The sequence below is a fragment of the Streptomyces sp. NBC_01546 genome (genome assembly GCF_045208355.1).
Classification (GTDB): domain Bacteria; phylum Actinomycetota; class Actinomycetes; order Streptomycetales; family Streptomycetaceae; genus Streptomyces.
On sequence record NZ_CP109379.1, the window covers coordinates 2,863,357 to 2,877,808 of the forward strand.

At 70.7% G+C, this 14,452-nt stretch carries 8 protein-coding genes; 4 read left to right on the forward strand and 4 right to left on the reverse strand.

Features of this window, described 5'->3' with window-relative positions; all coding sequences use genetic code 11:
• Positions 1–186: 186 nt before the first annotated feature.
• A complete protein-coding gene (gmd, locus tag OHA89_RS12660; protein WP_266614872.1) occupies positions 187–1,200 on the reverse strand; it encodes a GDP-mannose 4,6-dehydratase in 1,014 nt (337 codons plus the stop codon).
• 186 nt (positions 1,201–1,386) lie between these two features.
• Here gmd and OHA89_RS12665 point away from each other — a divergent pair, with 186 nt between their 5' ends.
• Positions 1,387–2,337: a GDP-L-fucose synthase gene (locus OHA89_RS12665; RefSeq protein WP_215140214.1), complete on the forward strand. Its 951-nt coding sequence runs from the start codon at positions 1,387–1,389 to the stop codon at positions 2,335–2,337.
• A gap of 15 nt (positions 2,338–2,352) precedes the next feature.
• Here the strand turns inward: OHA89_RS12665 and OHA89_RS12670 are convergent, their stop codons facing one another.
• A complete protein-coding gene (locus OHA89_RS12670; protein WP_266614874.1) occupies positions 2,353–3,828 on the reverse strand; it encodes a sugar transferase in 1,476 nt (491 codons plus the stop codon).
• A 381-nt stretch (positions 3,829–4,209) separates the two neighbouring features.
• Here OHA89_RS12670 and OHA89_RS12675 point away from each other — a divergent pair, with 381 nt between their 5' ends.
• Positions 4,210–6,477: a M4 family metallopeptidase gene (locus tag OHA89_RS12675; RefSeq protein ID WP_266943137.1), complete on the forward strand. Its 2,268-nt coding sequence runs from the start codon at positions 4,210–4,212 to the stop codon at positions 6,475–6,477.
• A gap of 108 nt (positions 6,478–6,585) precedes the next feature.
• Here OHA89_RS12675 and OHA89_RS12680 read toward each other — a convergent pair whose 3' ends face one another.
• Entirely contained in the window at positions 6,586–7,212 is a 627-nt protein-coding gene (locus OHA89_RS12680) for a hypothetical protein (protein WP_406366194.1), read from the reverse strand.
• Between the two features lie 188 nt (positions 7,213–7,400).
• Positions 7,401–10,037: an alpha-glucan family phosphorylase gene (gene glgP, locus OHA89_RS12685; RefSeq protein WP_406366195.1), complete on the reverse strand. Its 2,637-nt coding sequence runs from the start codon at positions 10,035–10,037 to the stop codon at positions 7,401–7,403.
• A gap of 685 nt (positions 10,038–10,722) precedes the next feature.
• Between glgP and OHA89_RS12690 the strand changes: the two genes are divergently transcribed.
• The gene (locus OHA89_RS12690) at positions 10,723–12,717 is read left to right on the forward strand and encodes an alpha-1,4-glucan--maltose-1-phosphate maltosyltransferase (protein WP_266614879.1); all 1,995 of its coding nucleotides are present in this window, start codon (positions 10,723–10,725) and stop codon (positions 12,715–12,717) included.
• A complete protein-coding gene (treS, locus tag OHA89_RS12695; protein WP_215140225.1) occupies positions 12,714–14,435 on the forward strand; it encodes a maltose alpha-D-glucosyltransferase in 1,722 nt (573 codons plus the stop codon). Before OHA89_RS12690 ends, treS begins: the two co-directional genes overlap by 4 nt.
• Positions 14,436–14,452 lie beyond the last annotated feature (17 nt).

Below are 14,452 nucleotides of genomic sequence, written 5' to 3' on the forward strand. Positions count from 1 at the left end.
CGGCGCAGACTAAGGCTCATGTGAGGGCCCGGTCACCTTGCTTGACCCATTGCATACCAACTTGGAATGAACAGACTTCAGCATGGAGGGTGCACTACGGACATATGGCAGGTTTACCCCGGCCACACCCGCACAGACCTGTGGGTATGACCGTGACACGGCAAATCGTAGGGGAAATATAAGGCCTCAGCGGTCGATACGGACCGTCACGCCCGCCAGCTGGTCCTCGACTTGGCGGATATCGGCCTCGACCATGATCTTGGCCAGTTCGGACACCAGGACCGTCGGCTTCCAGCCGAGCAGGTCGTGGGCCTTGGAGGCATCGCCGATGAGCGCGTCGACCTCGCTGGGGCGCTCGTACTTGGAGTCGTAGCGCACGTGCTCGTTCCAGTCGAGACCGGCGTGCGTGAAGGAGGCCTCGACGAACTCGCGGACGGTCGCGGCCACTCCGGTGGCGACGACGTAGTCGGTGGGCTCGTCCTGCTGGAGCATCCGCCACATCGCGTCCACGTACTCGGGGGCGTAGCCCCAGTCGCGGACCGCGTCGAGGTTGCCGAGGTAGAGCTTCTCCTGGAGGCCGGCCTTGATGCGGGCGACCGCGCGGGTGATCTTGCGGGTCACGAAGGTCTCGCCGCGGCGCGGGGACTCGTGGTTGAAGAGGATCCCGTTGACGGCGAACATGTCGTACGCCTCGCGGTAGTTCACGGTGGTCCAGTACGCGAACACCTTGGCGGCGCCGTACGGGCTGCGCGGGTGGAACGGGGTGCCCTCGTTCTGCGGCGGCGGGGTGGCGCCGAACATCTCGGAGGAGGAGGCCTGGTAGATGCGGGTGTCGACACCGCTGGCCCGGATGGCCTCGAGCAGCCGCAGCGCGCCGAGGCCGGTCACGTCGCCGGTGTAGAGGGGCGCGTCGAAGGAGACGCGGACGTGGGACTGGGCGCCGAGGTTGTAGACCTCGTCGGGCCGTATCTCACGGAGCAGGTTCACCAGGGCCACGCCGTCGGAGAGGTCGGCGTGGTGCAGGACGAAGGACCGGTTGGCGGTCTGCGGGTCCTGGTAGATGTGGTCGATCCGCTCCGTGTTGAAGCTGGAGGACCGCCGCACCAGCCCGTGCACCGTGTAGCCCTTGGAGAGCAGCAGCTCGGCGAGGTACGAGCCGTCCTGCCCGGTGACGCCGGTGATCAGTGCGGTCTTGCCCATTCGGTCCCCCTGGGGTGCGTTGTGGTTCGTTGTGCTGAGCGTGCTTCCCCTGCCCGCCCAAGGATGCGTACCGTACACGCCGGGTCCGGCCGGTCGCGCCGCGCGGCAGCGCACCCGGCGGGGTCCGGACCCGGTGGGCCCGGACTGCTGCCGCCCCCGCGGGAGCGGGCTGGCATCATCGGCGGTATGACAAGTTCGCTGCCGCTCCTGCCCCCGCACGCCCGCGTCTTCGTCGCGGGCCACCGCGGCCTCGTGGGGTCCGCGGTCGCCCGCCGGCTCACGGCCGACGGGCACGAGGTGCTCACCCGGGGCCGCGCCGACCTCGATCTGCGCGACGCCGCCGCGACCGCCGCCTACCTGGCGGACGTCCGCCCGGACGCCGTGGTGCTGGCCGCCGCCAAGGTCGGCGGAATCATGGCCAACAGCACGTACCCGGTGCAGTTCCTCGAGGAGAACCTGCAGATCCAGCTCAGCGTGATCGGCGGCGCGCACGCCGCCGGCGTGGGCCGGCTGCTGTTCCTCGGATCGTCCTGCATCTACCCGAAGCTGGCCCCGCAGCCCATCCGCGAGGACGCCCTGCTGACCGGCCCGCTGGAGCCGACCAACGAGGCCTACGCCCTCGCGAAGATCGCAGGCATCGTCCAGGTCCAGTCGTACCGGAAGCAGTACGGGGCCTCGTACATCTCGGCCATGCCGACGAACCTGTACGGCCCGGGCGACAACTTCGACCTCGAGTCCTCGCACGTGCTGCCCGCCCTCATCCGGCGGTTCCACGAGGCCGCCGCCGAGGGCCGCGACGAGGTCACGCTGTGGGGCAGCGGTACCCCGCGCCGCGAGTTCCTGCACGTGGACGACCTGGCCGCCGCCTGCGCGGTGCTGCTGAACACCTACGACGGCGACGAGCCCGTCAACATCGGCTGCGGCGAGGACCTGACGATCCGGGAGCTGGCCGAGACCGTCGCCGAGGTGACCGGTTTCCGCGGCCGGCTCGCCTGGGACACCTCCAAGCCGGACGGGACCCCGCGCAAGCTGCTGGACGTCGGCCGGCTGACCTCGCTCGGCTGGAAGCCCGGCATCCCGCTGCGGGACGGCATCGCCGCCACCTACCGGTGGTGGCTGCGCGAGCAGAACGGCTGATCTCACACGGAGCCCTCAGTACGCTCCGCGGCCGTCGACGACGGCGCGGAGCGTACGGCCCATCACGTCGACGTCACTGGTGAAGGACCAGTTGTCGACGTACTGCAGATCGAGCTGGATGGTTTCGTCCCAGGACAGGTCGGAGCGCCCGCTGATCTGCCACAGCCCCGTCATCCCGGGCCGCACGGTGAGGCGGCGCAGCTCGACCTCGTCGTACTTCGCCACCTCCTCCGGCAGCGGCGGGCGCGGGCCGACCAGCGACATGTGTCCTGTCAGTACGTTGATCAGCTGGGGCAGTTCGTCCATGGAGGTGCGGCGCAGCAGCCGGCCCACCCGGGTCACCCGGGGGTCGCGGCGCATTTTGAACATCAGGCCGTCGTTCTCGTTGTGCCCGGCGAGCTCGGCCTTGCGGGCGTCGGCGTCCATCACCATGGTGCGGAACTTCCACATGACGAACGGGACTCCGGCGCGGCCGATGCGCCGCTGCCGGTAGAAGGCCGGGCCGCGCGAGCCGAAACGTATCGCCAGGACGATGCCGAGGAAGAGCGGGGAGAGCAGGAGCAGCCCGGCGGCGGCCCCCACCCGGTCCAGAGCCGACTTGAGCAGGGTCTGCACGCCCCGGCTGACCGGCGGCGCGACCCGCAGCACGGCGAGGCCGCCCGCGGACAGGGTCTCCAGCCGCTTGACGGAGACCTCCACCAGGCCGGGGAAGACGGCGAGTTCCAGTCCGGCGTCGTGCAGAGCCCAGGCGACGCGGCGCAGCCGCTCCCCGGTGATCCGCACGCCGGGGGCCACCAGCACCAGGTCGGCCTGGTGGCTGCGGACGGCGCCGAGCACGGCCGCGGAGTCGCCGTTCGGAGCCTCGGGCATCCCCGCCTCGAGGCGGGCGGCGACCGGCACCCCGCTGTCGAGGGCGCCGGCGCCGACCGGGACCACGCCGACGACCACGTACGGGTGGTCGGTGCGCGCGGCCAGGTGCGCGATGACGTCCTCGGCGGCGTCGGGCTCGCCCACCACCAGGACCCGGCTGACGGCCTGGGCCTCGCGGCGGGCCGCCGAGAGATGACGGTAGGTCAGCTTGTGGCAGGCTACGGTGATCAGCAGGGCGGGCAGCAGGGCCCCGAGGGCGGACAGCCGGGGCGTGTCCTCCTCGGTCACCACGCGGGCGACGGCGAGCACGCCGATCAGAATCAGCCAGTCGTGTACCACGGGCAGCACGCCCCGGGATTCCCCGAGCGCCCGGGCCGCGTACCGCCGGCGCAGCGCCTGCACCCCGGTCCACGCCACGGCGGCGGCCAGGGCGCAGTAGAGGGGCCGGACCTGCTGCGCTGCCGCGAAGACGAGTCCCACGGGAACGGCGGCGCCGAGGAAGTCGGCCCCGACGGCGGCGGGCAGGTACCAACGAGCCTTGTCACCGAGGCGCCGTGCGGGCAGAGCGGACCCGCGGACCGCCCTGGCCACTCTTTGCGCCGGAAAATGGACATGCCTCATGGGCCCCCCTGGCACGTGGTCTATGACAGCGGCGAGCGTCCACGGCTTCCCCAGGCAACGGACGACTGTCGCACCGGGAAACAGTACGACAAACACCCGTACGGTAAATGCGGATTGACGCAACCCAACCTCATGTTGCTCAAGTGTTAGCAACCGGTACCAGCCGTTCCGGACACCGGAGCCCTCTTTCGCACGCAAAGGTGAATGGTCCGGATACCGGATACGTCTCTTCGGAGAACGAACCGTTTCCGGCCAACCTTTTGACGCGCTCCTGACATTGTGGCCTGCAGATGGCACTCTTCGACCGTTCATCGCACCAGCCCTGATCTGCCCGGAGGCCCACCCAGCCGTCCGGAACCCCCCTTGCAGAAGGAGTCTGCGTTGAGAGCCACCCCCCAGAGGCGTGCCACCGCAGCCGGCGCGCTCGTTGCCGCGGCAGCCCTGCTCGCCGTAGGCATACAGGCCGGCACCGCAACCGCCGACGCCACCGCGTCGCAGGCCGGCACGGCCGTCCAGTCCAACCCCGGCGCGGCCAACCTCAAACTCAGCGCTTCGGAGCGTGCGACGCTCCTCGCCGAGGCCAACTCGACCACCGTGCAGGCGGCCAAGGCGCTCGGCCTCGGCGGCGGCGAGAAGCTGGTCGTCCGCGAAGTGGTCAAGGACGTCGACGGCACCACGCACACCATGTACGAGCGGACCTACGACGGTCTGCCCGTGCTCGGCGGCGACCTGACCGTTCACGCCAAGGACGGCGTCACCAAGAGCGTCACCAAGGCGACCCAGCACGAGATCAAGGTCGCGGACACCAACGCCTCGGTGACCCCGGCGGCCGCCGAGAGCCAGGCCGTCTCCGCCGCCAGCGCCGAGGGCTCGAAGGAGGCCAAGGCCTCGAAGAACGCCCGCAAGGTGATCTGGGCGGCCAACGGCGTTCCGGTCCTCGCGTTCGAGACCGTCGTCGGCGGCCTCCAGCACGACGGCACGCCGAACGAGCTGCACGTGGTGACCAACGCCAAGACCGGCGCCAAGATCACCGAGTGGCAGGCCGTCGAGACCGGCACCGGCAACACCATGTACAGCGGCAACGTGACCCTCGGGACCTCGCAGTCGGGCAGCACGTACAACATGACCGACGCCGCCCGCGGCAACCACAAGACGTACAACCTCAACCGCGGCACCTCCGGCACCGGCACGCTGTTCTCCGGCCCGGACGACATCTGGGGCAACAACCTGCCGTCCAACCTGGAGACGGCCGGCGCGGACGCGCACTACGGCGCCGCGGTCACGTGGGACTACTACAAGAACGTGCACGGCCGCAACGGCCTGCGCAACGACGGCGTGGCCCCGTACAGCCGGGTCCACTACGGCAACGCGTACGTCAACGCGTTCTGGCAGGACACCTGCTTCTGCATGACCTACGGCGACGGCGAAGGCAACAACAAGCCGCTCACCTCCACCGACGTGGCCGCGCACGAGATGACCCACGGCCTCACCTCGGTCACCGGCAACATGACCTACAGCGGTGAGCCCGGCGGTCTGAACGAGGCCACCTCCGACATCTTCGCGGCGGCCGTCGAGTTCTACGCCAACAACCCGACGGACGTCGGTGACTACCTGGTCGGCGAGAAGATCGACATCCGCGGCAACGGCACCCCGCTGCGCTACATGGACAAGCCGAGCAAGGACGGCTCGTCCAAGGACGCCTGGTACTCGGGCATCGGCTCCATCGACGTCCACTACTCCTCGGGTCCGGCCAACCACTGGTACTACCTGGCCTCCGAGGGCTCCGGTGCCAAGGTCGTCAACGGCGTGAGCTACGACTCGCCGACCTCCGACGGCCTCCCGGTCACCGGGATCGGCCGCGACGCCGCCTCGAAGATCTGGTTCCGTGCGCTGACCACCGGTCTGTTCCGGTCCAACACCGACTACGCGGCCGCCCGTACGGCCACCCTGCAGGCCGCCGCCGACCTCTACGGCGCCGGCTCGGCCACGTACAACAACGCGGCCAACGCCTGGGCGGGCATCAACGTCGGCCCCCGCGTGGTGAGCGGCGTCACGGTCACCAACCCCGGTAACCAGAACACCGTCACGGGCAGCGCGGTCAGCCTGCAGGTCCAGGCCACCAGCACCAACCCCGGTGCGCTGAGCTACGCGGCGACCGGCCTGCCGGCAGGCCTGTCGATCAACGCCTCCACGGGTCTGATCTCCGGTACGGCCACCACCGCGGGCACGTCCAACGTGACCGTCACGGTGACCGACTCGCAGAGCAAGACGGGCACGGCGGCCTTCACCTGGACCGTCGGCACCACCCAGCCCAACGTCTTCGAGAACACCACCGACTACGCGATCGCGGACAACGCGACCGTGGACTCCCCGATCACCGTGAACCGCACCGGCAACGCGCCGAGCGCCCTCAAGGTGGACGTCAACATCCTCCACACCTACATCGGTGACCTGAAGGTCGACCTGGTCGCCCCCGACGGCACCCTCTACAACCTGCACAACCGGGCCGGCGGCAGCGCTGACAACATCGTGAAGTCCTTCACGGTCAACGCCTCCTCCGAGGTGGCCGCCGGAGTCTGGAAGCTCCGGGTCAACGACAACGCCAACCTCGACACCGGCAAGATCGACAGCTGGAAGCTCACCTTCTGACCCCTGCCGGGGCAGCGTGAGCGACAGCTGAACAGACAGACCACGGGGCCGCCCGGGAGCAGACCTCCCCGGGCGGCCCTGTTCCATTGGACCGTGCCGGCCCCCGGATCAGCCGATGGCGCGGAAGACGGAGGCCAAGAAGTCTCCCGCTCCCTCCTCCGGCGCCCCTCCCCCGTCTTCGGCCGCGCCGTTGCCGGGGCGGGCGGCCTGGTCCTCGCGGCCCTCCCAGTCACCTCGGCCCGGGTCCTCCTGGCCCTGGTCCCCGCGGCCCTGCTCTCCCCGGCCCTGGTCTCCGCGGCCCTGGTCCTCGCGGCCCTGGTCCTCGCGGCCCTGGTCCTCGCGGCCGTCCCAGTCGCCCCGGCCCGGGCCCTCTTCGTGGGACGACTTGAAGACGACCGCGACGGCCTCCAGGTTCCGCTCGCGCTCGCCCGGCTCCACCACCCGCTCCGGCTCCCCGCCGCAGCTGCGGTTGTCGAAGAGCACGGCCTGCGACCTCGTGTCGTTGACCACGTCGATGGCGGGCTCGTCGCGCGAGGTGCCGGTCAGCAGGTAGCAGGTGTCGTTGTCCGCGGGCCTGATCTGGCCTCTGGTCAGTTCGCCGCCCTCGTCGAGGAACTGGTAGTGCAGGATGCCCAGGCCCCAGCCGTCGTGGTCGTCGGCCAGCGACGGGCCGGCGGTGGGCAGGACGAGTGCGAGGGCGCCGGCGAACACGACGGCGGTGGTGCGAAGACGCATGGGGGAAGTCCGTTCCTCGGGTCCGCGGATGCCGGGTGGCATCCGCGGGCAGCGTAGGAGCGGACGAGGGTGCCGAAACGATTCGGCAGGCCCAGCACGTCGGAGGTTCACCCGTGAGGCCCGCCCGCCCGCGCCGGGGGCGGGCGGCGATGGATCCGCCGCCCGCCCCCTGGAGCACGGTGCCCGCGTCACCGCAGGAGTACGCCGCCCCCCGCGTCCGCGTCCACCGGGGACGCGACCAGCCCCAGTTCGGCCGGGCTCGCCAGCAGCGGGTGCGCCGGCAGGATGCGCACCGTGTAGCCGAAGGGCCCCGTACGGTCGAGGGCGAGCGGGCCCTCGTACACCCAGCGCCCCTCCAGGTCCGGCCCGGCGGACGGCTTGAGCGGGAAGGTCCGCCCGTCCCGGATCACGTCCTGCGGGTCCACCCGCCCGGCGAAGGCCTGCACCTCCACGTCCTCCGGCGCCAGCGCGTCCAGCGACACCTGCACGCGCAGCGTGAGGGTGGCCCCCAGCTCCGCGGTGCCGTTGACCGGGGCCGCGGCGAGGGCCTCGACGTGTTCGACCCCGACCCGCGGCCAGGCCGCCCTGACCCGCCCCTTCCACCAGGCGAGGTCCCGCGCCGCCTCGGCGTCGAGGGCTCGGTGGGCGCGCGCGGCCGGCGCGTAGAGCCGTTCCACGTACTCCCGCACCATCCGCCCGGCGAGCACCTTCGGCCCGAGCGAGACCAGCGTGCGCCGGACCATCTCGATCCACCGCACCGGGAGCCCGGTGCGCCCGACCCGGTCGTAGAAGCGGGGCGCGACCCGGCCCTCGATCAGCTCGTAGAGGGCGTTCGCCTCCAGGTGGTCCCGGCGGTCCTCGTCCGCCCCGAGCCCGTCGGCGGTCGGGATGGCCCAGCCGAAGTCCGGCTCGAACCACTCGTCCCACCACCCGTCCAGCACGGACAGGTTGAGGCAGCCGTTCAGGGCGGCCTTCATCCCGCTGGTGCCGCAGGCCTCCAGCGGCCGCAGCGGGTTGTTCAGCCAGACGTCGCAGCCCGGGTAGAGCTTCTGCGCCATGGCCATGCCGTAGTCGGGCAGGAAGACGATCCGGTGGCGCACCCGCGGGTCGTCCGCGAAGCGCACCAGCTCCTGCACGAGCCGCTTGCCGCCGTCGTCGGCCGGGTGCGCCTTGCCCGCGACCACGATCTGCACCGGCCGGTCCGGGTCGAGCAGCAGCCTGCGCAGCCGGTCCGGGTCGCGCAGCATCAGCGTGAGCCGCTTGTAGGAGGGCACGCGCCGGGCGAAGCCGATGGTGAGCACGTCCGGGTCGAGTACGGAGTCCACCCAGCCCAGTTCGGCGTCGGCGGCCCCGCGCTGGAGCCAGGAGGCCCGCAGCCGGTCCCGTACCTCCTGGACCAGCTGCTCGCGCAGCACCCGGCGCAGGTCCCACACGTCCTGGTCGGGGATGTCGGCGACCGCGTCCCAGCGCGTGGAGCCGCCGACCGACAGGGCGTCCTCGGTGCGGCCCGCGCCGATCTGGCGGGCGCCGAGCCGGACGACCTCCGGGGCCACCCAGGTCGGGGCGTGCACCCCGTTGGTGACGGAGGTGATGGGCACGTCCGACGGGTCGAAGCCGGGCCACAGCCCGGCGAACATCTCCCGGCTGACCGAGCCGTGCAGGGTGGACACCCCGTTGGCGCGCTGCGCCAGGCGCAGACCCATCACGGCCATGTTGAACACCCCGGGGTCGCCCCCGGGGTAGGACTCCGCGCCCAGGTCCAGGATCCGCTCGACCGGTACGCCGGCCAGCTCTCCGCCCTCCCCGAAGTGCCGGGCCACCAGGGCCCGCTCGAAGCGGTCGATGCCGGCCGGGACGGGGGTGTGCGTGGTGAACACCGTCCCGGCGCGCACCGCCTCGACGGCGGCGTCGAAGCCGAGCCCCTGCTCCCGTTCCAGTTCCCTTATGCGTTCGAGGCCGAGGAAGCCGGCGTGTCCCTCGTTGGTGTGGAAGACCTCGGGGTCGGGATGCCCGGTGATCCGGCAGTACGTGCGCACCGCGCGCACCCCGCCGATGCCCAGCAGCATCTCCTGGAGCAGCCGGTGGTCGCTGCCGCCGCCGTAGAGCCGGTCGGTCACCTCGCGGGCCGGGGCGTCGTTGTCCTCGACGTCGGAGTCCAGGAGCAGCAGCGGCACGCGCCCGACGCGGGCCTGCCAGATGTGCGCGTGCAGGGCGCGGCCGCCGGGGAGGGTCAGCGAGACGCGGGCCGGGGAGCCGTCCTCCTCGCGGAGCAGGGACAGCGGGAGTTCGTTGGGGTCGAGCACCGGGTAGTGCTCCTGCTGCCAGCCGTCGCGCGAGAGCGACTGCCGGAAGTAGCCGTGCCGGTAGAGCAGTCCCACGCCGACGAGCGGGACGCCGAGGTCACTGGCGGCCTTCAGGTGGTCCCCGGCGAGGATGCCGAGGCCGCCGGAGTACTGGGGCAGGGCGGCGGTGATGCCGAACTCGGGGGAAAAGTAGGCGATGGCGGCGGGCAGTTCCGCGCCGTTCTCCTGGCTCTGGTACCACCTCCCGCCGTTGACGTAGTCATCGAGGTCGGCGGCGACGACGGCGAGCCGCCGCAGGAACCGGCGGTCGCCGGCGAGTTCCGCGAGCCGGGCGGCGGACACCGCGCCGAGCAGCCGGACGGGATCGCCGCCGGCGGCCTGCCAGCCCTCGGGGTCGACGGATTGGAAGAGTTCACGGGTCTCGGCATGCCACGACCAGCGCAGATTGCGCGCGAGGTCGGTGAGCGGCAGCAGGGTCTCCGGAAGGACGGGGCGCACGGTGAATCGACGGATAGCCTTCACACGTTCCACCTTCGCAGGGGATTGCGGATCGGAGCGGTCGCACCACGCTGTGCACCCGCGCATCACCCCCGGAAGGCTAGCGCCGCCCCCGCCCCCAGGACCATGGCGCCTGTGCCGCGCAGGGGCGCGGCTCCGTCAGGTCGCCGTCCCAGTCCGTGAGATCCGAGGCGTCCGGATCGGACGTCCCCGTACGCCGGACCGTACGAGACCGGCCAACTACGGCGGGCCCGCGTACCCGTACATCCGTGCGGTGGCATCCGCGATTTGCCCCCTTCGCACTCATTTGCCCCTGTGGCCCGAAGGCCCCAGCGGGGACCGGGTGACAGGTGGGTCTCGTGATGGGTGTCCCTACATCAGGTAGTCCTGCGCGACTTGACGGAGCCCCGCCGGATGTCGAGCCAGGGCTTGGTATTGGCCCCGCCACTACGTACGAGTAGTTAACCAAGCGCGCGGATTGGGCGGGGAGAGAGTGGGAAGGGCTCACCGGGTACACGTGGTACACGCACGGCGCACCCGCCCCCAACCTCTCCCCGCCACCCGAGTGAACGCGGACAGGAGCGGCCATGCCCGCAGCCCAGCCGTCCACCGAGCGGCTACAAACAGACCGAACAGAGCGTGCACTACCAGCCGCGATACCGGCTGGCCTGTTGTCACCGAGCCCTGCGAACTGCCCCCAGGTGATCCCATGATCGGTCGCATTCCCGTGCTGGACGTCCGCCCTGCCGTCGACTGCGGCGCCAGACCCGCCAAGGCGGTCGTGGACGAAGTCTTCGAGATCTCCGCAACCGTGTTCCGCGAGGGACACGACGCGGTCAACGCACACGTCGTGCTCCGCGACCCGAGCGGGCGGCTGCGGCCCCCCGTGCCGCTGCGCGAGCTCGCCCCCGGCACCGACCGGTGGGGCGCGCGGATCTCCGCCGAGGTCGAGGGGAGGTGGACGTACGCCGTCGAGGCGTGGAGCGACCCGGTGGCCACCTGGCGGGCCCACGCCGCCATCAAGATCCCCGCCGGGATCGACACCGGCCTCACCCTCCTCGAAGGCGCCGAGCTGTACACCCGCGCGGCCGCCAAGATCCCCAAGCGCGACGGCCGCGCGGCCGTACTGGCCGCCGCGGAGACCATGCGGGACGAGGACCTCAAGGCCGCCGTACGGTACGCGGCCGCCCTCGACCCCGCCGTGGACGCCGCGCTCGCCCGGCGCCCGTACCGCGAGCTGGTCACCGCCTCCAAGCCGCTACCGCTGCTGGTCGAGCGCAAGCGGGCCCTCTTCGGCTCCTGGTACGAGATGTTCCCCCGCTCGGAGGGGGCCGTCGTCGAGCCCGGTGAGGCGCCGGTCAGCGGGACCTTCGTGACCGCCGCCGAGCGGCTGCCCGCGATCGCCGCGATGGGCTTCGACGTGGTGTACCTGCCGCCCATCCACCCCATCGGCTCCACCTACCGCAAGGGTCCGAACAACACCCTGTCGGCGGGCAGTTGGGACCCGGGCGTGCCGTGGGCCATCGGTTCCACCGAGGGCGGCCACGACGCGGTCCACCCCGAGCTGGGCACCATCGAGGACTTCGACGCGTTCGTCGCGCGCGCCCGCGAGCTGCACCTGGAGATCGCCCTGGACTTCGCCCTCCAGTGCTCCCCCGACCACCCGTGGGTGGAGAAGAATCCGCAGTGGTTCCGCCACCGCGCCGACGGGACGATCGCGTACGCCGAGAACCCGCCGAAGAAGTACCAGGACATCTACCCGGTCCACTTCGACACCGACATGGCCGGCATCGTCGAGGAGACCTGCCGGATCCTGCGGCACTGGATGGACCACGGCGTGCGCATCTTCCGGGTCGACAACCCGCACACCAAGCCGGTCGTCTTCTGGCAGAAGGTGATCGCGGACATCAACAAGTCCGACCCCGACGTGATCTTCCTGGCGGAGGCCTTCACCCGTCCCGCGATGATGCGCGCCCTGGCCGCCGTCGGCTTCCAGCAGTCCTACACGTACTTCACCTGGCGCAACACCAAGGCCGAGCTCACCGAGTACCTGACCGAGCTCGCCGGCACCCGCTCGGCCTCCGTGATGCGGCCGAACTTCTTCGTCAACACCCCGGACATCCTCCACGAGTACCTGCAGAAGGGCGGCCGGCCCGCCTTCGAGGTGCGGGCGGTGCTCGCCGCCACCCTGTCCCCCGCCTGGGGCGTGTACGCCGGGTACGAGCTGTGCGAGAACGCCCCGGTGCGGGAGGGCAGCGAGGAGTACCTGAACTCCGAGAAGTACGAGCTGCGGCCGCGCGACTGGGCCGCCGCCGACCGCGAGGGCCGCACCATCGCCCCGCTGATCACCGCGCTGAACCGGATGCGCCGCCGCAACCCGGCCCTCCAGCAGCTGCGCGACATCCATTTCCACCCGACCGACAACGAACAGGTGATCGCCTATTCGAAGCACGCCGGAGCCAATTCCGTACTGGTGGTCGTCAACCTCGATCCGCACCACACCCAGGAGGCGACGGTGTCGTTGGACATGCCGGTACTCGGCCTCGACTGGCACGGGTCCCTCGCGGTGCGCGACGAGCTCACCGGCGAGACCTATCACTGGGGCAGGGCGAACTACGTGCGCCTAGAGCCGGGCCGCACGCCCGCGCACGTACTTGCCGCTCTGCGACCGTCCCCGCCCACCGGAGGGTCACCCACCACATGATGATCAACGATCCCGTCCACGACACCTTCGAGGACACCCCCGCCAAGGACCGCGATCCCGACTGGTTCAAGCGGGCCGTCTTCTACGAGGTCCTCGTCCGCTCCTTCCACGACAGCAACGGCGACGGCGTGGGGGACCTCAGGGGGCTCACCGCCAAGCTGGACTACCTCCAGTGGCTCGGCGTCGACTGCCTCTGGCTGCCGCCGTTCTTCGCCTCGCCGCTGCGCGACGGCGGCTACGACGTCTCCGACTACACCTCCGTGCTCCCCGAGTTCGGCGATCTCGCCGACTTCGTGGAGTTCGTGGATGCCGCGCACCAGCGCGGCATGCGGGTGATCATCGACTTCGTCATGAACCACACCAGCGACCAGCACGAGTGGTTCCAGCAGTCGCGCAAGGACCCGGACGGTCCGTACGGCGACTACTACATGTGGGCCGACAACGACAAGCAGTACCAGGACGCCCGCATCATCTTCGTCGACACCGAGACCTCGAACTGGACGTACGACCCCGTACGCAAGCAGTACTACTGGCACCGCTTCTTCTCGCACCAGCCGGATCTGAACTTCGAGAACCCCGCGGTGGTGGAGGAGGTCCTGTCCGCCCTGCGCTTCTGGCTGGACCTCGGCATCGACGGCTTCCGGCTGGACGCCGTGCCCTACCTGTTCGCCGAGGAGGGCACCAACTGCGAGAACCTGCCCCGCACCCACCGGCTCCTCAAGCGGGTCCGGGAGGAGATCGACGCGCACTACCCCGACACCGTGCTGCTCGCCGAGGCCAACCAGTGGCCCGAGGACGTCGTCGACTACTTCGGGGACTTCGCGAAGGGCGGGGACGAGTGCCACATGGCGTTCCACTTCCCCGTCATGCCGCGCATCTTCATGGCCGTACGAAGAGAGTCCCGCTACCCGGTCTCCGAAATCCTGGCCAAGACCCCGGCGATCCCGGACCGCTGCCAGTGGGGCATCTTCCTGCGCAACCACGACGAGCTGACCCTCGAGATGGTCACGGACGAAGAGCGCGACTACATGTACGCCGAGTACGCCAAGGACCCGCGGATGCGGGCCAACATCGGCATCCGGCGCCGCCTCGCCCCGCTCCTGGACAACGACCGCAACCAGATGGAGCTGTTCACCGCCCTGCTGCTGTCCCTCCCGGGCTCGCCGGTGCTGTACTACGGCGACGAGATCGGCATGGGCGACAACATCTGGCTGGGCGACCGCGACGGCGTGCGCACCCCGATGCAGTGGACCCCCGACCGCAACGCCGGTTTCTCCTCCTGCGATCCGGGCAGGCTCAACCTGCCGGTCATCATGGACCCGGTCTACGGGTACCAGGTCACCAATGTCGAGGCCGCGATGGCATCGCCCTCGTCACTGTTGCACTGGACCCGCCGGCTGATCGAGATCCGCAAGGCGAACCCCGCCTTCGGACTCGGCTCGTACACCGAACTGCCCTCGTCCAACCCGGCGGTGCTCGCGTTCCTGCGCGAGTTCGGGGACGACCTGGTGCTGTGCGTGCACAACTTCTCGCGCTTCGCGCAGCCCACCGAGCTGGATCTGCGGTCGTTCAACGGGCGGGTCCCGGTGGAGCTCACGGGTGATGTGCGCTTCCCGCCGATCGGCGAGTGGCCGTACCTGCTGACCCTGGCGGGACACGGCTTCTACTGGTTCCGGCTGCGCGCCGAGCAACGCGGCGAGCAGCGCGCCGCCGAATAGGACTCGTCCTAGCAGGC

Bases quoted from the DNA above. Each gene is read 5' to 3' on its own strand.
- OHA89_RS12680 (WP_406366194.1), bottom strand. From the start codon at position 7,212: ATGCGTCTTCGCACCACCGCCGTCGTGTTCGCCGGCGCCCTCGCACTC.
- OHA89_RS12670 (WP_266614874.1), bottom strand. From the start codon at position 3,828: ATGAGGCATGTCCATTTTCCGGCGCAAAGAGTGGCCAGGGCGGTCCGC.
- gmd (WP_266614872.1), bottom strand. From the start codon at position 1,200: ATGGGCAAGACCGCACTGATCACCGGCGTCACCGGGCAGGACGGCTCG.
- treS (WP_215140225.1), top strand. From the start codon at position 12,714: ATGATGATCAACGATCCCGTCCACGACACCTTCGAGGACACCCCCGCC.
- OHA89_RS12690 (WP_266614879.1), top strand. From the start codon at position 10,723: ATGATCGGTCGCATTCCCGTGCTGGACGTCCGCCCTGCCGTCGACTGC.
- OHA89_RS12665 (WP_215140214.1), top strand. From the start codon at position 1,387: ATGACAAGTTCGCTGCCGCTCCTGCCCCCGCACGCCCGCGTCTTCGTC.